Below are 22,699 nucleotides of genomic sequence, written 5' to 3'. Positions count from 1 at the left end.
GAGCCGCGCCATCTCTGGCGCGGACGCTTTACTCTTCTACCTGTCCTCACCTTGCAAGGTCGAGTCCTTAGGGTGTCAGCGGTCTGAAGTCACGGTACTGGCCGTGACTTCAGACTACTGACAAAATCAAATGAAGGGGAAACGTGCCGTTGGGGCTGTAATGGCGTAAGCCATCGGAGCGCCCCGAGGTGCGGTCACCCCTTCACTCACCAATGCTAAATCTAATAACTGCGGAACAGCGCCCGCCCCCGCAATAACCTTGCCCCTAACCAACCACCACACAGTGACAGCAACAAGGCCGCAGCCAGCGGTAATAACCACCACATCACCCAGTTTGGCTGCCACGGGAAATCAAACACTAACCGTTGTAATGCCCAAAGTGCGGCTTCGGCACCCATGGCCGCCGCCAGCCCCGCCACCAGCCCCAGCAACGCAAACTCCCACCACAATGTGCCTCGCAGTAAGCGTTTACTTGCGCCAAGTGTCCGGTAAACCACCAGTTCTTGACGGCGCTGGCGCATACCAACTTGCACCTGCGCTAATAGCAGTAAGGTGCCACAGATAATCACCAATACCACCATCACTTCCAACGCTCGGCTAACCTGTTGCAGCACTTGCCCAACCTGTTTCAACATCGCGCCGATATCCAGCAAGCTGAGAGTCGGGAACTGGCGGTTCAATTGCGTCAAAACCTCTCCGTCACCGTGATAACGGAAGCTGGTCAGCCAGGTTTGTGGTTGCCCATCCAGAGCGCCCGGCGGGAAAATAAAGTAAAAATTAGGGCGCAGACTTTCCCAGTCCACTTGACGAACACTGCTCACAGTGGCACCAAATGACTGCGTATCGCCACTGAATGTCAGTTTATCGCCGATTTTAATCCCCAATCTGTCAGCAATTCCTTGTTCCATCGACACTTCATCAGCTTTAGGTGGCCATTGACCGGCGGTCAAAATATTGTGCGCCGGTAAATCCTGCTGCCAGGTCAGATTCAGCTCCCGATTAACCGCCTCGCCACCGGGTGCATCTTCTGCGACCCGCTCAGTCGCCAGTTGCTGATTAATCTCACTCAAACGCACTCGGACAATCGGATAGAAAGTCGACGGCGTTATCTGATGCTGAGTGAGAAACTCCGTGACTTGCGGCACCTGTTGCGGTGTCATATTCAGCAAAAAGTAATTCGGGCTATCTGGTGGTAACTGTTGTTGCCAGCGATCCAAAAGATCCCCGCGCAGCACCAATAACAGCGCCAACAGCATAAATGAAAGAGAGAATGCGGCCAGTTGAGTTAGCGTCATCCACGGTTGGCGCAGTAAGCGATTAATCGCCAGCCGCAATGACAGGCGAGTGACCGTCAGGCGGCGTAACAGTAATAAGCCGCCCCAACCGATAACGCCCAGCAGCAGCGCCAAAACCACCATGCCACCCAGAATCGCCCACAGTAGCGCATTACCACCCATAAGTGTGGCCAATAACCCCACCACTACTATCAGCATCGCTGGAATAAAGTAGCGCAGCGGCCAGACATTAGCGGAGACATCACGGCGCAGTACCCGCAGTGGTTGAGTCGCCAGCAGTTGCCGGTATGGGCGAATACCCACCAGCAGAGAAATCAATATCAGCGATCCCATTGACCATACCCATGGCCATACGCCAGCCGCCGGTAATGCGGCCGGTAATACCGGGGATAACAAACGAACTAATATTTTCTCGAACAATAAACCAATGACACTGCCGCACAACCCTGCCAATACTAAAACCGAGAGCCATTGGCCGATAATCAACCGCCGCAACGCACTGCGCCCGGCTCCCAAGGTTTTCAGCACCGCCACCAGATCATAGCGGCTGCGGCAATAATGCCCCATCGCCACGGCAACAGCGGCAATGGAGAGCAATAACGTCAATAACGCCGATAACAGCAAGAACTGCTGCGCGCGCTGTAGGGATTTCCCCAGCGCACCGCCCGACTCTTGCAAACCATACCAGCGCTGATCCGGCTTCAATTTCGGCGTCAGCCAGTCGCTAAACTGTGATACCGCATCAGGCGTTCCGGCGAACATATAGCGATAAGTCAGACGGCTCCCCGGCTGAATCGCACCGGTCTTTCCCACATCAGCCAGATTGATTAAAATTCGCGGCGCGGTCTGGAAGGGGTTAAAGCCTGAATCGGGTTCCTGAATCACTTCGCCGACAATTCTGAGCGAGGTATCCCCCACATCCAACATGTCACCAACTTTTACTCCCAGCAGCGACAGTAGCCTTGGAGCCACCAGCACCGTCCCCGGCTTAAGCCGCACTCCGGTAGGTTGTGTATCTAATTTGCCATACAGCGGGTAGGCCAAATCTGTAGCTTTAACGTCAGCTAACTGCGGGCGATCACCAGCAAAAGTCATGGTCATAAACGACAACTGACGACTGACGATCAACCCTTGCTGTTTGGCCTCCAGCAACCAACGTTCAGGAACCGGGTGTGGTGCACTTAATACTTTGTCGCCCGCCAGAAAATCACGGCTTTGCTGACTCAGCCCCTTTTCCATGCGTGAACTGATAGAACCCAGCGCCAATACACAAGCGACAGCCAGAGTTAATGCCAACCAGACAATCAGCAGTGAGGGTGAGCGCCATTCACGCCAAAACCAGCGCCAAATCATGCTTCCTCCCACAATTTACCGTCTTGTAGCCGCAGCCGACGCTGGCAACGGCCAGCCAGTTGCACATCATGGGTTACCAGTATCAGCGTGGTGTCATAGTCGCGATTAAGAGAAAAGAGTAAGTCGGCAATACGGTCACCGGTATGGCGGTCAAGATTGCCGGTTGGCTCATCGGCAAATAACACTTTTGGCCGACCACTAAAAGCCCGAGCCAGCGCCACCCGTTGCTGCTCGCCGCCGGAGAGTTGGGCCGGAAGATGGTGAAGGCGCTTCTCAAGGCCCACCAGCGTTAATAGCTCAATGGCATGCACTTTACTCTCGCGCTCACTTTCACCACGTAACAGCGCCGGAAGCTGCACGTTTTCTAATGTATTAAGTGTCGGCACCAACATAAATGATTGGAAAACAAAACCGACATTTTTTGCCCGCAGTTGCGCGCGCCCTTCTTCATCCATGGCAGTCAAAGAGTGGCCGAGTAAACTCACTTCGCCGCTACTGCCATCATCGAGGCCCGCCAGAATTCCCAGCAAAGTTGATTTACCTGAACCTGACTCACCAATCAGCGCAATTGTCTGAGCGGGTTTGACAACCAGCTCAACTCCGGTAAGGATGGAGAGCTGTTGCTCACCCTGACCGACGTGTTTATTAAGATGATGAACTTCAAGAACGTTTTCCGCTGGCATCTTCCCTTCCTTTTGCTGTTGGGATTATTCAGTTTGCGTGCCGCCGCAACCGATACACTGTTGATTCTCGGCGACAGTTTAAGCGCCGGTTACCGCCTGCCTATTGCCGAAGCCTGGCCTTCACGGCTGGATAAAACATGGCAGGCCACCCCGTCATTACCCAAGGTGGTTAACGCCAGTATCAGTGGCGATACGGCGGCCCAGGGCTTAGCCCGTCTGCCTGCCTTGCTGAAACAACATCAACCCCGCTGGGTACTGATTGAATTAGGTGCCAATGACGGCCTGCGCGGTTTCCCACCGCAGGATATTCAACGGGATCTCACGCAAGTTATCAATCAGATATTGGAAGCAAAAGCGCAACCTTTGTTGATGCAAATCCGCATTCCACCCAACTACGGCCGCCGTTATACTGATGCCTTCAGTGCGATGTATCCACAACTGGCACAGCAATTTGGTATCCCATTGGTGCCTTTCTTTATGGAACAGGTTGCTGTGAAGCCAGAGTGGATGCAGGATGATGGTTTACATCCTAACGCACAGGCGCAACCTTTCATTGCAGATTGGATGGCGCAACAACTCAAGCCGTTAGTAACCAATAAGTCTTAGTTAACCACTTGTTTAGATAAATAGAACCACTCACCAGGTAAAGTTATGCAAAAAACAGTATTAATTACCGGTTGTTCCAGCGGCATTGGCCTGGTTGCAGCGCAAGACTTGAAAAACCGAGGCTATCGCGTCCTCGCCGCCTGCCGTAAGCCCGATGATGTGGCGAAGATGACACTGTTGGGTCTGGAAGGTATTGAACTGGATTTGGATGACAGTGCCAGTGTCGAACGCGCGGCGGCGCAGGTGATTGAACTGACTGGCGGGCGCTTATACGGCCTGTTTAACAATGGTGGTTTCGGCCTGTATGGCCCATTGCACACCATTTCACGCCAGCAGTTGGAAAAGCAGTTTTCCACCAATCTGTTCGGCACCCATCAGCTAACACAATTGCTGTTACCCGCAATGTTGCCCCACGGTGAAGGTCGCATCATTCAAACCAGTTCGGTGATGGGGCTGGTTTCAACGCCCGGTCGTGGTGCCTATGCCGCCAGTAAATATGCGTTAGAAGCCTGGTCAGATGCATTACGAATGGAACTGCATGACAGCGGAATTTATGTCAGTTTGATTGAACCCGGCCCGATAAGCACCCACTTCACGCAAAATGTGAATCAGGCCCAGACGGACAAACCGGTTCATAACCCCGGCATCGCCAAGCGCTTTACTCTGCCGCCAGAGGCTATTTTGCCGAAATTACGCCATGCGCTGGAAAGTTCGCGGCCGAAATTGCGCTATCCGGTCACCCTGGTGGCTCATGCATTGACGATACTGCGCCGCATATTACCGGGCCGGTTGCTAGATAAAGTCCTGCGTGGCAATTCTTGATAATAGTGATGAGGGTTGAAGCAACATAATTTTCCCCAATTAACTGCTATACCCTAAATAATTCGAGTTGCAGGAAGGCGGCAAGCGAATACAGTCCGATGAGTTGACGCCAGTCAATGATTCGGATGAGAGAGTGTAGCCAACGCACATGCAGCTTGAAGTATGACGGGTATAAAACGGATGAGAGAAATAATTTATGCTAACACCGACAACGATTGATATTACCGAAGCAAACCTACACCAGACCTTAGAACAATCCATGAGCGCACCGGTTCTGTTCTATTTTTGGTCTGAACGCAGCCAGCACTGTCTGCAACTCACTCCAGTGCTGGATAAACTGGCCGCCGAGTATGCCGGTCAATTCATTCTGGCGCGTGTCGATTGCGATGCGCAGCAGATGGTAGCATCGCAATTTGGCCTGCGTTCCATTCCTGCGGTCTATCTGTTTAAAGATGGCCAGCCAGTGGACGGTTTCCAGGGGCCGCAGCCGGAAGAGGTTATCCGCGAGCTGCTGCAACGGGTTTTACCAAAACCTGAAGAGCTGAAGGCCGCAGAAGCTGCACAACTGATGAGCGAAGGCAAAGTGCAGGAAGCGCTGCCATTACTAAAAGATGCCTGGGCGCTGATGCAACAAAACCGTAGCCCGCAAGCCAGCGACATTGCGCTGCAACTGGCTGAGGCACAAATTCAGCTAAACCGGAGTGAAGATGCCGAAAGCGTATTGGCGACTATCCCACTGCAAGACCATGATACCCGTTATCAAGGGCTAATTGCGCAAATCGAGTTGCTGAAACAAGCCGCTGACACCCCTGAAATCCAGCAATTACAACAGCAACTGACTGAACAGCCAGATAACGTTGAGTTAGCGGTCCAACTGGCATTACAACTGCATCAGGTTGGGCGCAACGAAGAAGCGCTGGAACTTCTGCTGGGCCATTTGAAGAAAGATTTATCTGCGGCTAACGGCACGGCGCGTAAGACGCTAATGGATATTTTAGCCGCGTTAGGCACGGGTGATGCGCTGGCGGCAAAATACCGCCGTCAACTTTACTCATTGCTGTATTGATAAGGCATTGCTACGGTAATTCCCGCTCATTATCGATAACATTATTTGCTGCTGCGCGGGGTCATCTCGCGCAGTTTTACTCTGCGAAACCTTACCTTTCCTCATTTACATGCTTTTACCGGCCATTCGTTAGGCATTTAGCGCCCCGTCACGTAATATTAAGAAACAAAAATAATTACCGACAGGAAGTTAAACATGTTTACCGTTATCCCTGTTCTTATCGTCGTCGCCCTGATTGTGGTATTTTCCTCAATCAAAATCGTTCCACAAGGTTTTCAGTGGACTGTCGAGCGCTTTGGTCGTTATACCAAAACCCTGATGCCAGGTCTGAACATTGTTGTGCCTTTTATGGATCGTGTTGGTCGTAAAATCAATATGATGGAACAAGTTCTGGATATTCCATCCCAAGAGATTATTTCCCGCGATAACGCCAATGTAGCGATCGATGCAGTCTGCTTTATCCAGGTTATTGATCCGGTGAAAGCGGCGTATGAAGTCAGCAATTTGGAATCAGCCATCATCAATCTGACCATGACCAACTTCCGTACCGTCTTAGGTTCAATGGAGTTGGATGAAATGTTGTCCCAACGCGACAACATCAACGGTCGCCTGTTGCATATCGTTGATGAAGCCACCAACCCGTGGGGCATCAAAGTCACGCGAATTGAAGTCCGTGACGTGCGTCCACCGGCTGAACTGATTTCTGCGATGAATGCTCAGATGAAAGCTGAACGTACTAAACGTGCCGATATTCTGGAGGCCGAAGGGGTTCGTCAGGCGGCAATTTTGCGTGCGGAAGGCGAAAAGCAATCACAAATTCTAAAAGCGGAAGGTGAGCGTCAGTCAGCCTTCTTACAAGCTGAAGCCCGTGAACGTGGTGCTGAAGCTGAAGCTCAGGCCACCAGAATGGTTTCTGAAGCTATCGCCGCCGGTGATATTCAAGCGATTAACTATTTTGTAGCACAGAAATATACCGACGCACTGCAACATATCGGCTCGGCCAATAACAGCAAAGTTATCATGATGCCACTGGAAGCCAGCAGCCTGATGGGTGCTATCGGCGGTATTGCTGAACTAATTGGTGAGAGTAAAAACAGCCGGGGTAAATAACCATGCTGGAGGAAATTGCAGCACATCCAAATTGGTTTTGGCTATCACTCGGCGGGCTATTACTGGCCGCTGAGATGCTGGGTGCCAGTGGTTATATGCTGTGGAGCGGTCTTGCTGCGGTGATAGTCGGCGTTCTGGTGTGGCTATTTCCCTTTAGTTGGGAGATGCAAGGCATCCTGTTTTCCGTTCTAACCGTGGTGTCCGCATTCCTGTGGTGGTATTGGCTGAGTCAGCGCATCAAACCACAGCCCGCCATGCTGAACCAACGCAGTCATCAACTGGTCGGTACGCGCGCAACACTGACTGAGCCAACCACGGACGGTTATGGTCGCATGAGGGTCGGTGACAGCAGTTGGCGTATCTATAGTGCAATGGAACTTGGTGCCGGGGCTGAAGTTGAAGTGATTTTAGTCGAAGGTAATACGTTGCATGTTAGGGCTATTCATAACTAATACCTATAGTTTAAGCGTCTCTTATTAAACAGCGAGCCATCCGTTGAACGGCCTGTTGATTAACTAACAATATTCTGTTTAATCTGAATTTTCTGCTTATTCTCTACTGTATTAGTGGCATTGTTAAAAATACAGGAGGTGATGAGCACCCACACGGCGGTGGAGCTGGGGAAGTTTGCCCGGATCGTCAGGCGATTTTCTGGCCAAATTGTGTAGAGGTCTATGGCGAAGAAGGGGCAGCCACAATGGTCACTCCCTTTCTGCCACTGACATCGTTCAGCCTTATGCTACTGGCTGAGCGGCTACGCCGTCAGGCATCACGCTTTCTGCCGGAGCTTTCTGCAAGATAAGCTTTTCAACGAAGGTATTGAACGACATGGTCTTCATCAACAGATCGTTAGACATCAGGTTAGGCGCAATCACAGTCGCCAGGTTGGATTCAGGCATTGAGTTTGCAACCTTATGTTCGGCAATTTTCTTGGCAAGTTCAATGACACCCTGTGCCATTTTGGGTAGATCGCTCAGGGATGGCAAACCCTTACCACTCTCATTGTCCAAAAACATCTGCTCAATGGCTTTAATATCTCCTGGTAACATATGATCACGGATATTCTTTTTAAACAGTGCTGCGAGCTCAACCCCGGTAGCTTCTTGCAAACCTTTCTTGCCATCAGAGAGTTTGTCCAATTCTAACTTTGCAGCCGAGATTCTCATGATCCCCTTGGTCTCCAAAAACGCTTTATTTTTGCTGATTATGCTAATAATTTCCTCGTTTTGTGCGACCGCAGCCTCATGCTTATCCATCACAGAGGTAAGAGTAGTCTCACTCACGCTGCTTGCGGGTGACTGATTGAACATCTTAAGGAAAGCATCTTTTATGCTGCTAAAGAAATCCGTCACAGAAGCCCAAAAAAATTTTCTTCCCTCGCCTACGCTTTTCGCCTCTTTAGAGGTTTCTGCCACGCTGACAGAACGCATTTCGCCATTCAGCGGGGCACTAACAGCGGCTGCGGTATTTTCATTCTTCCCACCCTCAAGCCTCTGATTAAGCTCTTGTTTAACCTGAGGCGACAGTATCGGAACCTGCGAGATTGTTGGCATATCGTACATCCTTTAGTAAAGTACTTTTCGCGATTATATACGTGTGAATAAGTGTGGAGGACCAATTAGCAGCGAATCCCCATATGTTGTGGCTTAATGCCTAACACCACGGCATCTAACTCTTTTTTACCATGTGTTATCAGGGTCGCGATCGCCTCATTAGCCGCCATGATTGCCTCTAACTGAGGGAGCACGCTTCCATCATTAATGTCGTAAGCTTTCTGTCTATTCCAGATTAAGAATTGCCTGGCACTATTATCATAAGCAAATACTGGTGAGTGCTCTTCGTCAGAGAAGTGGTTCATATCCAAGATGTTTGACATGCACTCTTTGACGATGGTGTCAGATGCGTCAACCAGAGAGTAGATCACTAAATATTTTTCACCACGCACCTTGAAATGGTAGGTGAAATTATCAACTTTCAGAGAAAAGATACCGTCATCACCCATATTTTCGGAAAAGGGGAGGCCCAATTTTCTCAGTAAAACATGCAGATAACTAGTCAATGTCAACATAACTAAACCACCTGAAAAGGAAAAAATAAACTTAAATTATGTCGATCCTATAGTGGCAACTCCCGGCACAATATAAGGCATAACCCTGATTTATTAGGGCGCTGTTGTAAACTGAAGCGGTGGCAGATCCGACGGTTTATCAACACGAATAAGGCACCGGCAGATAATCAGCGCCGCGTTGGGATTCAAATCCATGAAGACGGCTTACGCCACAATTAAATAAAACGATTTAATTCAGTATGTTGATTGCAATAGTGCCTTATTATCACACCTTATGACAACATCCAGCCAGGTTATTAATAATCGGGCACTCCGCGCTGTCATCCCCTGGGCACTCCTCTGCCAATGCTAATAAGCGCAAACGCATCTGATTAAGATCATTAATATGCGTCTCGATTTCCGCTACCTTTTGCAACGTCGCAGCTTTCACATCCGCACTGTGGCGCGCCGGGTCATGAAATAAAGCCAGTAATTCGCGACACTCATCCAGCGTAAAACCCACCTGCCGCGCCTGACGCAGTAACGTTAACTCTTCAATGTGTTTGGAGGTGTAACTGCGGTAACCATTTTCAGTGCGAATAGGTGGCGTCACCAGTTTCTTTTCTTCGTAAAAACGAATGGCCTTACTGGTTAAACCGGTTTTTCTTGCGATATCGCTAATGTTCATATTTCCCCCTTGACCTTCCCCTTGCAGGAAGGTTTAACCTCCATCATTAGTGAAAATGACGATACCCGTCAAGCGGAATAAAACCTGTACAGCAAAAGGTTACGAATCAGTCAATTATCAACGCAGATAGCAGCGGTGACTGGGATGACCAACTAAGCTTATCCCGAGAAAATTAACGGATAAATCGTTACTCGATAAGGAGTTAATTATGTTGCAAACCACCGTACTGGCCTTACATGGCCTTTCCTGCATGAATTGTGCTAAACGCGTAAAAATCGCGTTAGAGGATCGCGAAGACGTCCATTATGCTGAAGTGAATGTTCACTACGCCAAAGTCACCACTGAAGCCAAGACTAAAACGCTCATCGATACGGTCAACCAAGCCGGATATCAGGCAGAGGAAGCCCATACACCCGATGTTGAGCTACAGCTCTCAGGCTTGAGCTGCGGTCACTGCACCGAGAGCACTCGCACAGCACTGGAAGCCGTACCCGGAGTGATTGCTGCTGATGTCACTATTGATAGTGCCAGAGTGTACGGCAAGGTGGATGCACAAACGCTGATTGCAGCAGTGGAACGGGTAGGTTATCACGCCGCACTGCAAGGTGCCCAATACCCAAAATCTGAGCCGCTGACTGATGCAGCCCCATCTTCGCCGGAAACACTGGCAGCGGCCTCTTCAACCATTCCGGCAGCGACAACTGACATTAAAAATACGCAACCCAGCCAGCCGGTAGCAGAACCTTCTGACAATGATAGTGTTCAGTTGTTACTAACCGGGATGAGCTGTGCCAGTTGTGTATCGAAAGTACAACATGCACTGGAAAGTGTCGATGGCGTTCAGGTGGCACGCGTGAATCTGGCTGAACGCAGTGCGTTAGTCACCGGGTATCAAAACAAAGAAGCCTTGATCGACGCGGTCAAAAAGGCCGGTTACGGTGCCGAGATAATTGAAGATGAAGGCGAGCGGCGCGAGCGCCAGCAACAAATGTCGCAAGCCAGTATGAAACGTTTCCAGTGGCAAGCTGCGCTGGGCCTGCTGTTGGGTATTCCACTTATGGGCTGGGGGTTATTCGGTGGCAGCATGACGCTGACACCGGAAACTCAAACTCCGTGGTTGATTGTTGGGATAATCACCCTACTGGTGATGGTATTTGCCGGTGGTCACTTTTACCGTAATGCCTGGGTCAGCCTGAAAAATGGCAGCGCCACCATGGATACACTGGTAGCCCTGGGGACAGGAGCGGCTTGGGCTTACTCCATCACGGTCAATATCTGGCCGGATGTTTTCCCAATGGAAGCCCGTCATCTCTATTACGAAGCCAGTGCCATGATAATCGGCCTGATTAACCTTGGTCATGCTATGGAGCAACGGGCCAGACAACGTTCTTCCAATGCGCTCGAACGGTTATTAGATTTGGCTCCGCCAACTGCGCGTCTGGTCACCGAAGAGGGTGAAAAAGTGATCCCGCTGGCTGAGGTTCAGTTGGGCATGACCTTGCGCTTGACTACCGGCGACCGCGTGCCGGTTGATGGTGAAATTGTGCAAGGCGAAGTGTGGATGGATGAAGCCATGCTGACTGGTGAGCCTATCCCGCAACAGAAATCGGCGGGGGATGTCATCCATGCCGGGACACAGGTACAGGATGGCTCGATACTGTTCCGCGCCAATGCCATCGGCAGTCAAACCACTCTGGCACGCATCATCAAGCTGGTTCGTCAGGCGCAAAGCAGTAAGCCAGACATTGGTAAGCTGGCCGACCGGATCTCGGCGGTATTTGTGCCGACCGTGGTTGCGATTGCCGTAATCGCCGGGCTGATTTGGTATTTCTTCGGCCCGCAACCTCAGCTGGTCTATACCCTGGTAGTCGCCACCACCGTGCTTATCATCGCCTGCCCTTGTGCTCTGGGCTTGGCAACACCGATGTCGATTATCTCCGGTGTCGGACGGGCGGCTGAATTTGGCGTACTGGTACGGGATGCGGATGCCTTGCAGCAAGCCAGCAACCTCAACACGTTAGTGTTCGATAAAACCGGTACATTGACCGAAGGGCACCCGCAGGTTGTGGCAATTCATACCTTCAATGGCATCAGTGAACAGCAAGCGCTGGGTTGGGCAGCAGCACTGGAAACCGGCTCTAATCACCCACTGGCACGCGCTATTTTACAGCGAGCCGAAGGAATGACACTGGCAACCACCAGCCAATTCCGTACCTTGCGTGGGCTGGGTGTCAGTGGTGAGATTGAAGGGATAAGGCTGTTGCTGGGGAATAATCGTCTGCTGGAAGAGCAGCAGATTGATACCCACCAGCTGCAATCATTGATGCAACAACAAGCAGAAAGCGGCACCACACCGGTTATTCTGGCTGCTAATGGTAAACCGGCAGCTCTGCTGTCAATTCGCGATCCATTGCGTAAAGACAGTGTCAGCGCACTGGAACGGTTACATAAGTTGGGCTACAACCTGGTGATGTTGACAGGTGATAATCCGATTACCGCTAATGCTATTGCCAAAGAAGCCGGTATCGATCAAGTGATCGCCGGAGTGCTGCCGGAGGGCAAAGCAGACGCTATCAAACAACTGCAAGCCGCGGGACACAAGGTAGCGATGGTAGGTGATGGTATCAACGATGCACCCGCGCTGGCGCAAGCGGATGTCGGCATTGCGATGGGTGGCGGCAGTGATATCGCCATCGAAACGGCGGCGATCACGCTAATTCGCCACAGCCTGCACGGTGTTGCTGATGCTGTCGAACTTTCCAAAGCCACATTGCGCAACATGAAGCAAAACCTGTTGGGGGCTTTTTTCTACAATGCGCTGGGGATTCCAATTGCGGCGGGGATTCTGTTCCCGTTCACCGGTACATTGTTAAGCCCAGTGGTTGCGGGCGCGGCGATGGCGCTATCATCCATAACTGTCGTCAGTAACGCCAACCGTTTACTGCGTTTTAAACCTAAACAGTAACCCTCCCGTCATTGGAGTTGCAGGTAAGCCAAGGATGGGCCGAGTAACCAGAGCAGCTAACTCCCTGCGGTTGCAAGTACAAAGAATATAACCTAATGGTGCACAACACTTTCTTGTGCGCCATTTAGCGTTTAGCATGTAGGAAATGCTAATAAGGGAACCACATGGGCCAATTATTACGCCGCATCGCACAATTTCTCGGAATCTTAACGCCAACGACGTACAGTTATCCGGCTTTGGATATTATCTTACCTGGCGAGCGCCATTTCCATATGGTCGGCAGTATTCATATGGGAACCGAAGGTATGTTCCCCCTCCCCCACGCATTGCTGAATAAATTGAATCAGGCTGATGCATTGATTGTAGAAGCCGATATCACAGAAGCGGCCTCGCCTTTTGCCGACCACGCCCTCGCTGAGCCATTGATCGACAGATTATCCGAAGAACAATATCAACAACTGTTGCAACGCTGTGAAGAGCAGGGAAATGACCCACAGGCGATGGCTTTTCTCCCCGCGTGGCAGGTCGCGTTGATGCTTCAGGCGCGGCAAGCTCAACGCCTGGGATTGCGGGGCGAATACGGCATCGACTATCAATTGCTGAAAGCCGCCACTGCGCAGAAAAAGAAGATTATCGAGCTGGAAGGCACGCAAATGCAGGTCGATTTGCTGGAGGCACTACCGGATAACGGTATGTCTTTGTTGCTCGATACCTTAACTCACTGGCACACCAACGCCCGCTTATTGCAAACCATGATAGGTTGGTGGCTGGAACATCATCCCGAAAATGACCTGACGACACTGGCCCCGACCTTCAGCCATGATTTGTACGATGTACTAATGATTCAACGCAATAAACGTTGGCAACAACAACTTGAGCAGATGCCATCAGGGCGTTATGTGGTCGCAGTCGGCGCACTACATCTGTACGGCGAAGGGAATCTCCCGGTATTACTGCAGCCCGGTAATCAGTTTCAAAGATAAAAAAATGACCGATATTACTATCGGCCAGTCAAAGAGGAATTCTCATTATTTTAGTTATTAAGCGCCCACATTCCTTGCGGATAATATGAGCGGCAGGTACAGGGTAACAACCTGACGATTAGATTAGCAACTGACATTCATCATCAGCCGTGGATTAGCGACCATTACATTGATTTTATTAGGTTAATTTTTATCCTCGCCGCAATGATTAGGTGTAGGATAATCCACTAGAATGAATTTTCATTTTTGCCTGGATATTTATTATGACACCCGCCGTTATTTTGCTGGAAAAACAAAAAGTTCCGTTTACATTACACCACTATCATCATGACGTAACAGAAACCAATTTTGGCGATGAGGCCGTTAAAAAGCTGGGGCTTAATGCCGATCAGGTTTATAAAACGCTGCTGGTTGCGCTCAATGGTGAAGCTAAAAATCTGGCCGTTGCTGTCACCCCCGTTGCGGCTCAACTTGATCTAAAAAAAGTGGCCCGCGCCTTAGGGGCAAAAAAAGCCGAAATGGCAGACTCCCAATTAGCACAACGTACCACCGGCTATTTGGTTGGCGGTATCAGTCCATTAGGGCAAAAGAAACGCCTGCCCACCGTCATTGACAGCCTGGCTCAAGGGTATGCCACCATATTCGTTTCAGGTGGAAAGCGTGGTTTGGATATTGAATTGGCACCCACAGACTTATGCCAATTATTGCAAGGCGTATTTGCCGATATCGCCAGGCGAGATTGATTTATATAACAAATGAAATGTGTGTAAATAATAAAAAATAACAATCAGAAGCCCCCACGACCAATGGAGACTTCTGAGTGACACAATAAGGCCAGTGGCTTAGATGTGTATTATTTTCTAATACTACGATCACATCACATTATTTTTTACTTCATCTTGTGTTTCGTCGTTTACTGTTGCCTGAATAGTATCTAGATCAGATTTTATAATCCGATGCTGATGAGATAAATAGTAGCTGTAAACAAAACAAAATAGCGCCAGTAACACCTGAGACAGGAGATATAGCGCATTAGTTTCCTTTGTGAAAAAATCCATTACGACTAAACTGGCCGTTGCTGCCCCACCAATAAATGTCCATTTCTTCATCTTGGCTGTCGTTTGTAGTTTCTTTTCTAGTTTATTGATTGTGACTTGTTGCTGATTTATTATGCATCCTTTCATATTAAGTGAAGATTTTTGATTATTACACATTAATGTGAAGTAAAGCTGACACAGATTGATCGATTAGTAATTATTTCTGGATATAAATAAACGGACTGTTATCACCGCACAGGTAATAGCATCAAGTGTCAACAGATAGTTATTCACCTGGTTTTCCCCGACTAATGCCAAAGCGGTCGATAAGGTTGCCAAGGTTCTTTGATGCTTTGTTTGCCCACATCAAGAGACGCATGACAACAGCCCCCGCCAGTGCAGCCACTCATTAGCAGTGATGTGTGGCGTTGATTGGGTATCTGGTGGGCTAAAACAGGAAAAGACTACCAGTGAAAAAAACCTCTAAACTTGCACGCACCTATAATTATATATGTAGAAATAATTAGCTAGATAATTTATAAATTAATAAAATTAATTAATTCATTAAAAATTTGACTTAAATCATACGGTAAAGCAGTGTTTACGTATTATTCTACAACTATATTAATGTTTCCCTGGTGTTGGCCACTTGGCATCCCTTATCAAACTAACGGAGATAAGGGCTTTTTTACCCAAAAGGAACCCATTATGAAATATACTCACACCCGATTATCTGCTTTTTCAGGTGACCACATAAAAATCATCGGAGAACACTGCGCGATTATTATGCTGCTAAGTGATCGTGACTACGAAAAATATAGCTCGGGATTGGGGAGTATTTTTCATGGTGGTTTTTTCGCTAACTTTCCAGCACAAATCAAAGTACCAAGTGATGGTTATTGGAATGTACTTATACATCCCTCGTTGCCAGATAGAAATGATATTGAGTATTCGGTAAAAATAGTAAAAATGGTTCCAAGCAAAAGTTCGGACTGTGTAAACTAAAAAAGACACTTTCTATATGTGCCCATTCATATAACAATCATGCCTTAAAACTTGGGAAGGTGATTCCCCCTGATACCTCAATCTTGCCAGTGAGAGAGGCCATTGCCCAGAATGGTATTTTCTCAGACTTTAGAATAGGATGAAACACACCTCTTAAAATGCACGTCATCCCGATTAATTACAGCTACTTATAAACAATCTCGCCCTTGGACTGATACTGATTAGCATCCAGCGGAGAATGCTTTTCAATGTACTGTTTTAAGACTTCGGCATCGATAAAACCGGTATTTACGTAACCCGGTAATGTATCAATTTTCGGATAACCATCGCCCCCCAGCGCATTGAAATTCAGTGTAGCCAAACGATACGTTTTATTCGGTTCTAACGGCTTACCCTGGATTTTGACATCACTAACGCCGTTACCATCAGCCATCAGGCTGACATTGGCAAATTGTGCATAAGCACCTGAATCGACTTTCTTATTAGCAATCACAGCCAAATACTTCTCAACCTCACTGCCTTTCATATCGGCGTAAACCAACGTATTACCAAACGGCTGTACTTTAAGTATATTTTTATAAGTAATATCACCGGCATCAATAGAATCACGAATACTACCACCGCTCATCACCGCGAAGTCTGCACCAGCACGTTCCATTTGTGCGGCTAATAATAAACGCGCTAGATTGGTTTGCTCGAAACGAACTTTATTGCGATCCCCCTCCAGCTTGCCATTTACACTGCCAACTTTAATATCCAGTTGCGCTTTACCTTGATCTTCAAATGGCGTCAGCAATTTCAGCATTCCGGGATCTTGTGTGATCTCTTGAGTGTAAAATACTCGCTCACTGGTGCCGTCAGCTTTTTCCACTTTTTTCTTCAGATTGATCGGGATTAATTGGTAACTGACCAGTTTTAACTCACCATTACGGAAGGTGAAATCAGCCCGGCCAACATATTTACCCCATTCATGCGCCTGAACTATCCAAGTGCCATTCTGCCGATCAGGGGCACAAGGGGTACCTGGGACATAATTAGCCTGTTTATGATTTTCACTGGCCATACAAACCGGATCTTGCGAGTGACCACCTACTATCATATCTAGATAGCCCGCTGGCAGGCTGCGCGCCATCTCTACGTCGCCTGCGGCGTTAGAACCATGCTTACCATCATCGTAATGCCCCATATGGGTAGCCGCGATAATAATGTCAGGCTTTTCAGTTTTCCGCAGTTGTTCAACCACCTGCTTCGCTTCGATGGCGGGTACTTTGAATTCTATATCGGTGAAATACTCGGGATTACCGATCTTGGCAGTGTCATCTGTCGTCAAACCGATGACCGCAATTTTCACCCCCTGTTTATCAAACAAGGCATAAGGTTTGAATAATCGCTGCTGGGTACTTTTCTGATAGATATTGGCTGACAATAAAGGGAATGTGGCCCACTTTTCTTGCTGGCGCAGCACATTTAGCGGGTTATCAAATTCATGATTACCGATAGCCATTGCGTCATAACCCACCAGATTCATACCACGGAAATCAGGCTCAGCATCCTGTAAATCAGATTCCGGTACGCCAGTATTAATGTCGCCTCCCGAGAGTAATAACAAGCTTCCCCCTTGTGCGGCAACTTGTTTTCGGATGCTATCAACCAAGGTCTTCTGTGCCGCCAAACCATACTCACCGTGGTCGTTTTGCCAGAAGTGCCCGTGATGGTCGTTAGTGTGCAGTAGGGTGATATCATAAGTTTTATCTTTTTCCCAAGCACCCGCCCATCCCGGTGCAAACGCCAGCGATACAGCCAAAGCACATGCTGCCGTCGGTAATGAAGAACGCATGGCAAATCTCCATGTTGTCGTTAGAAGCCATCAGATAAGAACTGGCTTAATAAGTAATAATGAGGAGGTATAGATCAATAGCACGAAAAATCAAGATGATACTGTGACACAGTTTCCAATGTAACTTGATGACCTATACTCGAGTTTCATCGCTTTGGAATATATATCAAATTGTGTCAGATGTAGTAAAAATCATTCGATCTGCATAATATGTATTCATTACCAACATAGTATTAACATTAAAAACTATTAGGCGAATACTCACTATGACCGATCGTTCTGATACCGGATTCGAGGCTCCCGTTAAAACCACGATAAAACGAACCTCTTTCTCTATTTTGGGTGCTATCAGCGTATCCCATCTACTCAACGACATGATCCAATCGCTAATTCTGGCGATATATCCGCTATTACAGGCTGAGTTCTCACTGAGTTTCGCGCAGATTGGGTTAATTACACTGACTTATCAACTTACCGCCTCATTATTACAGCCCCTGATTGGCCTCTATACCGATAAACACCCACAACCCTATTCACTGCCGATGGGTATGGGATTTACTTTGTCGGGTATTTTACTGCTCGCAGTCGCTACAACCTTCCCAGTAGTGTTATTGGCAGCAGCATTAGTCGGAACCGGCTCTTCGGTCTTCCACCCCGAATCCTCGCGAGTAGCGCGCATGGCATCAGGTGGGCGTCATGGCCTGGCCCAATCAGTCTTTCAAGTGGGCGGCAATTTCGGTAGTGCTCTCGGCCCACTATTAGCCGCTATCCTTATTGCACCTTATGGTAAAGGCAATGTAGGCTGGTTTTCACTCGCGGCATTACTGGCAATTGTGGTGTTATTGCAAGTCAGTAAATGGTATCAGCAGCAGCAAAGAGCCATTCATGGTAAGCCAGTAAAAATCTTATCGGCAAAAGTGCTACCCAGAAAAACTATTATCAGCACCTTAGCTATCTTGATGGTGCTGATATTCTCTAAATACTTCTACTTGGCAAGCATCAGCAGCTATTACACCTTTTATCTGATGCATAAGTTCGGCATTTCGGTACAAAATGCCCAGATACACTTATTTGTATTCTTATTCGCAGTAGCCGCCGGCACCATTATTGGTGGCCCTCTTGGTGATAGAATAGGACGAAAGCATGTGATTTGGGGGTCAATATTGGGTGTTGCCCCCTTCACCCTTGTTTTACCCTACGCTTCTTTGTATTGGACTGGGGTTTTAACCGTGATCATTGGTGTTATTCTGGCATCTGCCTTCTCAGCAATTCTGGTGTATGCGCAAGAGCTAATTCCAGGAAAAGTTGGGATGGTATCCGGTTTATTCTTCGGTTTTGCTTTCGGCATGGGGGGAATAGGTGCGGCTATACTAGGGTATGTTGCTGATTTAACCAGTATTGAGCTGGTTTACCAAATATGCGCATTCCTACCCTTACTTGGAATATTTACGGCCTTACTGCCCAATATAGACGATAAGTAATAGTAATAACCTTATAATCCCGACTGAGATATGTATTTCAGTCGGGGAATCGCCCGACTGAATCGTGACAAAAATAGCAAATCCACGACAAACAACCACTTCAAACAATTTTCATGCCAAAGCTGACTTTTATCGGTAAAAAATCAATTTTTATCGGGCATTGATCGCATAAATGCAATAAACTGATGTTATTGCTGTGAAATGCTTACCTACTGGCATATTCCCAATCGCATTCAAAATGCAAAAAGCGATAAGTGAATCCATCCCGATAAGCTTGATTCGGATGACAAATCTGCCAAAAGTAGATTTAAACGCAGCTAACACACCTGTAACGTTAAAAATGACAGGCATGACTAGAAGGAGTCTGGATGCACCACTCAACACCCTTAATTACCACGATCGTCGGAGGCCTTGTTCTCGCCTTCCTCCTGGGCACTCTGGCACACCGCCTGCGCATCTCGCCACTGGTGGGATACCTTGCCGCAGGGGTGCTGGCCGGGCCATTTACGCCAGGTTTTGTTGCTGATACCTCATTAGCACCTGAATTGGCTGAAATTGGTATTATTTTGTTGATGTTTGGTGTCGGACTTCACTTCTCCCTTAAAGACCTCCTCGCAGTAAAAGCTATCGCCATACCCGGTGCTGTTGCACAAATTGCCGTCGCCACCTTGCTCGGCATGGGATTATCTCATTTATTAGGCTGGGATTTGATGACAGGGTTTGTCTTCGGTCTTTGTCTATCAACAGCCAGCACAGTGGTATTACTGCGAGCATTAGAAGAACGGCAACTGATTGATAGCCAACGAGGACAAATCGCCATTGGTTGGCTGATTGTTGAAGATTTGGCAATGGTACTCACGTTAGTACTCCTGCCGGCATTTGCAGGTGTGATGGGGAACGAAACGACCAGCCTGAGCCAATTATTTACTGAATTGGCAATTACAATTGGCAAAGTTATTGCCTTTATCACGCTGATGATTGTGGTTGGGCGGCGTCTGGTGCCCTGGATACTGGCTAAAACTGCCAGCACAGGCTCACGAGAGCTATTTACCCTCGCGGTGCTGGTGTTGGCCTTAGGCATTGCTTACGGCGCTGTAGGGCTATTTGATGTCTCCTTTGCCCTTGGGGCATTCTTCGCCGGCATGGTATTGAATGAATCTGAACTTAGCCACCGCGCGGCACAAGATACCCTCCCCCTACGTGATGCCTTTGCCGTGCTGTTCTTCGTCTCCGTTGGAATGCTGTTCGACCCTATGATTCTGCTCCACGAGCCATTAGCCGTTCTGGCGTCACTGGCTATTATCATCTTCGGTAAATCTGCCGCAGCATTTATATTAGTACGCCTGTTCGGCCACTCAAAACGCACCGCACTGACTATTTCTGTCAGCCTGGCGCAAATTGGTGAATTCGCCTTTATTCTGGCAGGACTTGGAATTTCTCTTGGTTTGATGTCCGAGCATGGTCGTAATTTAGTGCTGGCAGGAGCAATCCTCTCAATTATGCTTAATCCGTTGCTCTTCACCCTGCTGGATAAATATTTAGCCAAGAATGAGACAATGGAAGACCTGATTCTGGAAGAAGCTGTCGAAGAAGAAAAACAGATACCGGTTGATCTATGTAATCACGCATTACTGGTGGGTTATGGTCGCGTTGGCAGCCTATTGGGGGCAAAACTCCATGCAGAAGGCATCCCATTAGTGGTCATTGAGAATTCTCGCCCAAGAGTCGAAGCGCTGCGTGAGCAAGGCATTAATGCGGTACTGGGCAATGCTGCCAGTGCAGATATTATGTCTCTGGCACGTTTGGATTGCGCCCGCTGGCTATTACTGACAATTCCAAATGGCTACGAAGCCGGTGAAATTGTCGCCTCAGCCAGAATAAAACGGCCTGATTTGGAGATAATCGCCCGTGCTCATTATGACGACGAGGTGGTTTATATATCTGACCGGGGAGCTAATCAGGTGGTTATGGGTGAACGAGAGATTGCCAATAGTATGCTTAACATGCTGAAAATAGAAACTCTGACCGAAGAAGATAAAATATCGGCCTGCCCTATCTAATCCACTATAGCAATCATCTTATCGGCAATAAATACAAACAGGGCCAGCATATGCTGACCCTGTTTTATATTTGCTATTCCCTAATCACCGTTCCCAGTATGACTCTTCTAAACTGTCTTCTCGTTCTGGTAAGCCACGCGTTAAGCGCGGTGAATGTTGATTCAATACCTGATAACTGACCCGATTAGCATATTTACACACCTGCGCTAAAGAGGAATAACTCAGATAACTGCGCACATGTTTACTGGAGTTAGGAACATTATTACGGTGATAACCATTAGCCGCAATATCATGCAACACAGCGGACAATGCACCATCCCCAGCGCCATTGGTGTTCATTATTTTTTCGGGGCCGCCCATATATGGCGCAATATGAGAATAGATACGCCATGGACTCTCACAGTGTTTTTTACGCATCACCCGACTAAATTCATACATGTTAAATTCAGCAATAGCACCAGGTAATAATGGATGCTGAGTTTGACGCTTATTAGCCTCTTCGGTATAGCCTGCCATATAAAGCCCATTTGGGCCGGCAGTGCAAAGAACTAAATCAACCCATTCCAATGCCATATCAGAGGCCATCAGCGGATCATTCAACCCGGTAAGCTCATAAGCTTCATCTTCATTCATCGCTAATATAGAAACATGTTCCTTGAGGAAATCGCGCCACCACTGCGGATTATCTGCAATAACATATTTGGTCCCTAACGTCATCACAACCGGAACATTATATTTCTTTGCATAACTGATGGCCTGCATGGTGGCATCGGGCATGGGTTCACCCGCCTTACAACGCACCAGATAAGCGGTGAGCACTAATGCAGAAGCCCCAGCGATAACATCTTCAGGAATGCTCTCTGGCCGTAACTGATTCATTTGACCAGGGCTAATCGCAAATGTCCTTTCGCCATTGTCAGTGATTAACGTAAAACAACGCCCAATAGCACCATCGACCGCCTGTAAATAATTCAAATCAGTACGACTCGAGGTATTACACAAATAGCGGTAGGCATAACTGCCTATTTTGATATTGCTGCACATAGTGCCCAACAAAACTGAGCGGTCATCAGCCAACACAGAGTAATTATGCAACGTATTACCAATAGTGCCACCGGCAAACTCATGCGTAATCAAACTATTAGAAACCAACTCCTGATAAAGACGCTCAGCCACATCGTCCTCAATCACCAGCGAATGCCCCTGACTAAGACCATAACGCGCAATAAAACCTTCATCAACTTTCGCTTCAATATCGACCAACGTCTGATCAATACCGACGATATAAGATGTGCTCACTTCATTTTCAGTCTGCGCCGGTTGTAATAATGGATCTCGAGCATTGACGGGAAAATAGTGCTTGGACTTTCGTTTACCAGGAAATTTCATTGTTTTGAGTTACAAATGTGAAGATGAAAAGAAGTTAACTCTAGCATATGAATTAACGTAAATCATAATATAGCAGTATCGTATAAAGGAAGTCATATTGTAAGTATCCCAGCTTTAGTTCCACGCACTTTTTGAGATTTCCGGGTTTTCAGCCATCAGCCGGTATTCTTCCGGTGTCAGGTTATTCAGGGATTCATGGGGCCGCTCACTGTTATATTTATTCAGCCAGTGCTCCGCGATTTCCCGTGCTTCATTCAGTGTCCTGAACAGAA

General features: G+C 48.1%; 20 protein-coding genes. 11 read left to right on the top strand and 9 right to left on the bottom strand.

Annotated elements, in window-relative coordinates:
* Positions 1-221 precede the first annotated feature (221 nt).
* Positions 222-2,648 carry a putative ABC transporter permease subunit YbbP gene (gene ybbP, locus YALDO0001_RS17190; RefSeq protein ID WP_042840407.1) on the bottom strand — a complete coding sequence of 809 codons (2,427 nt, stop codon included), beginning with the start codon at positions 2,646-2,648 and terminating at the stop codon, positions 222-224.
* A complete protein-coding gene (gene ybbA, locus YALDO0001_RS17185) occupies positions 2,645-3,331 on the bottom strand; it encodes a putative ABC transporter ATP-binding protein YbbA (protein ID WP_004704959.1) in 687 nt (228 codons plus the stop codon). Before ybbA ends, ybbP begins: the two co-directional genes overlap by 4 nt.
* Here ybbA and tesA point away from each other — a divergent pair.
* From tesA to YALDO0001_RS17160, 5 genes are all read left to right on the top strand, one after another.
* Entirely contained in the window at positions 3,302-3,937 is a 636-nt protein-coding gene (gene tesA, locus YALDO0001_RS17180; protein WP_042840406.1) for a multifunctional acyl-CoA thioesterase I/protease I/lysophospholipase L1, read from the top strand. The two genes, ybbA and tesA, sit on opposite strands and share 30 nt — an antisense overlap.
* A 45-nt stretch (positions 3,938-3,982) precedes the next feature.
* On the top strand, positions 3,983-4,759 hold the full coding sequence (locus YALDO0001_RS17175; RefSeq protein ID WP_004704956.1) for an SDR family oxidoreductase: 777 nt from the start codon (positions 3,983-3,985) through the stop codon (positions 4,757-4,759).
* A 196-nt stretch (positions 4,760-4,955) separates the two neighbouring features.
* Positions 4,956-5,825 (top strand): co-chaperone YbbN, encoded by an 870-nt coding sequence (locus tag YALDO0001_RS17170; RefSeq protein WP_004704955.1) that lies wholly within the window; start codon positions 4,956-4,958, stop codon positions 5,823-5,825.
* A gap of 195 nt (positions 5,826-6,020) precedes the next feature.
* Entirely contained in the window at positions 6,021-6,935 is a 915-nt protein-coding gene (locus tag YALDO0001_RS17165; RefSeq protein WP_004704953.1) for an SPFH domain-containing protein, read from the top strand.
* Positions 6,936-6,937: 2 nt separating this feature from the next.
* Positions 6,938-7,387, top strand: a complete 450-nt coding sequence (locus YALDO0001_RS17160; protein ID WP_004704950.1) for an NfeD family protein — start codon at positions 6,938-6,940, stop codon at positions 7,385-7,387.
* A 282-nt stretch (positions 7,388-7,669) separates the two neighbouring features.
* Here the strand turns inward: YALDO0001_RS17160 and YALDO0001_RS17155 are convergent, their stop codons facing one another.
* The 3 genes from YALDO0001_RS17155 to cueR all read right to left on the bottom strand — a co-directional run bounded on the left by YALDO0001_RS17155 (position 7,670) and on the right by cueR (position 9,670).
* Entirely contained in the window at positions 7,670-8,488 is an 819-nt protein-coding gene (locus YALDO0001_RS17155; protein WP_042840404.1) for a Rho GTPase-activating protein, read from the bottom strand.
* Between the two features lie 65 nt (positions 8,489-8,553).
* Positions 8,554-9,003 carry a CesT family type III secretion system chaperone gene (locus YALDO0001_RS17150; protein WP_042546593.1) on the bottom strand — a complete coding sequence of 150 codons (450 nt, stop codon included), beginning with the start codon at positions 9,001-9,003 and terminating at the stop codon, positions 8,554-8,556.
* 265 nt (positions 9,004-9,268) lie between these two features.
* Positions 9,269-9,670 carry a Cu(I)-responsive transcriptional regulator gene (cueR, locus tag YALDO0001_RS17145; protein WP_004704944.1) on the bottom strand — a complete coding sequence of 134 codons (402 nt, stop codon included), beginning with the start codon at positions 9,668-9,670 and terminating at the stop codon, positions 9,269-9,271.
* 208 nt (positions 9,671-9,878) lie between these two features.
* Between cueR and copA the strand changes: the two genes are divergently transcribed.
* The 3 genes from copA (at position 9,879) to ybaK (ending at position 14,361) form a co-directional block, all read left to right on the top strand.
* Complete coding sequence (copA, locus tag YALDO0001_RS17140; protein ID WP_004704941.1) at positions 9,879-12,635, top strand: copper-exporting P-type ATPase CopA; 2,757 nt, start codon at positions 9,879-9,881, stop codon at positions 12,633-12,635.
* 164 nt (positions 12,636-12,799) lie between these two features.
* Positions 12,800-13,618 carry a TraB/GumN family protein gene (locus YALDO0001_RS17135; protein WP_004704940.1) on the top strand — a complete coding sequence of 273 codons (819 nt, stop codon included), beginning with the start codon at positions 12,800-12,802 and terminating at the stop codon, positions 13,616-13,618.
* Between the two features lie 263 nt (positions 13,619-13,881).
* Positions 13,882-14,361, top strand: coding sequence for a Cys-tRNA(Pro)/Cys-tRNA(Cys) deacylase YbaK (gene ybaK / locus YALDO0001_RS17130; protein WP_004704937.1), 480 nt, complete (start codon positions 13,882-13,884; stop codon positions 14,359-14,361).
* Positions 14,362-14,490: 129 nt separating this feature from the next.
* On the opposite strand, the gene YALDO0001_RS17125 is transcribed toward ybaK, so the two are convergent.
* A complete protein-coding gene (locus YALDO0001_RS17125; protein ID WP_157132007.1) occupies positions 14,491-14,727 on the bottom strand; it encodes a hypothetical protein in 237 nt (78 codons plus the stop codon).
* A 636-nt stretch (positions 14,728-15,363) separates the two neighbouring features.
* Here YALDO0001_RS17125 and YALDO0001_RS17120 point away from each other — a divergent pair.
* On the top strand, positions 15,364-15,660 hold the full coding sequence (locus YALDO0001_RS17120) for a DUF1883 domain-containing protein (protein WP_049596276.1): 297 nt from the start codon (positions 15,364-15,366) through the stop codon (positions 15,658-15,660).
* Between the two features lie 184 nt (positions 15,661-15,844).
* Here the strand turns inward: YALDO0001_RS17120 and ushA are convergent, their stop codons facing one another.
* A complete protein-coding gene (gene ushA, locus YALDO0001_RS17115) occupies positions 15,845-17,497 on the bottom strand; it encodes a bifunctional UDP-sugar hydrolase/5'-nucleotidase UshA (RefSeq protein WP_004704932.1) in 1,653 nt (550 codons plus the stop codon).
* A gap of 266 nt (positions 17,498-17,763) precedes the next feature.
* Here ushA and rosA point away from each other — a divergent pair, with 266 nt between their 5' ends.
* Positions 17,764-18,978 carry an MFS transporter RosA gene (gene rosA / locus YALDO0001_RS17110; RefSeq protein WP_004704929.1) on the top strand — a complete coding sequence of 405 codons (1,215 nt, stop codon included), beginning with the start codon at positions 17,764-17,766 and terminating at the stop codon, positions 18,976-18,978.
* A 368-nt stretch (positions 18,979-19,346) separates the two neighbouring features.
* Positions 19,347-21,038 carry a YbaL family putative K(+) efflux transporter gene (gene ybaL / locus YALDO0001_RS17100; protein WP_042840401.1) on the top strand — a complete coding sequence of 564 codons (1,692 nt, stop codon included), beginning with the start codon at positions 19,347-19,349 and terminating at the stop codon, positions 21,036-21,038.
* A gap of 84 nt (positions 21,039-21,122) precedes the next feature.
* On the opposite strand, the gene YALDO0001_RS17095 is transcribed toward ybaL, so the two are convergent.
* Positions 21,123-22,427, bottom strand: a complete 1,305-nt coding sequence (locus YALDO0001_RS17095) for an inosine/guanosine kinase (RefSeq protein ID WP_004704923.1) — start codon at positions 22,425-22,427, stop codon at positions 21,123-21,125.
* Positions 22,428-22,541: 114 nt separating this feature from the next.
* On the bottom strand, positions 22,542-22,699 hold a 158-nt coding region (locus tag YALDO0001_RS17090), incomplete at its 5' end, for an integrase core domain-containing protein (protein ID WP_042840400.1).

This window comes from Yersinia aldovae ATCC 35236 (assembly GCF_000173735.1).
GTDB lineage: Bacteria > Pseudomonadota > Gammaproteobacteria > Enterobacterales > Enterobacteriaceae > Yersinia > Yersinia aldovae.
This window is presented reverse-complemented; position numbering and strand designations above follow the sequence as displayed.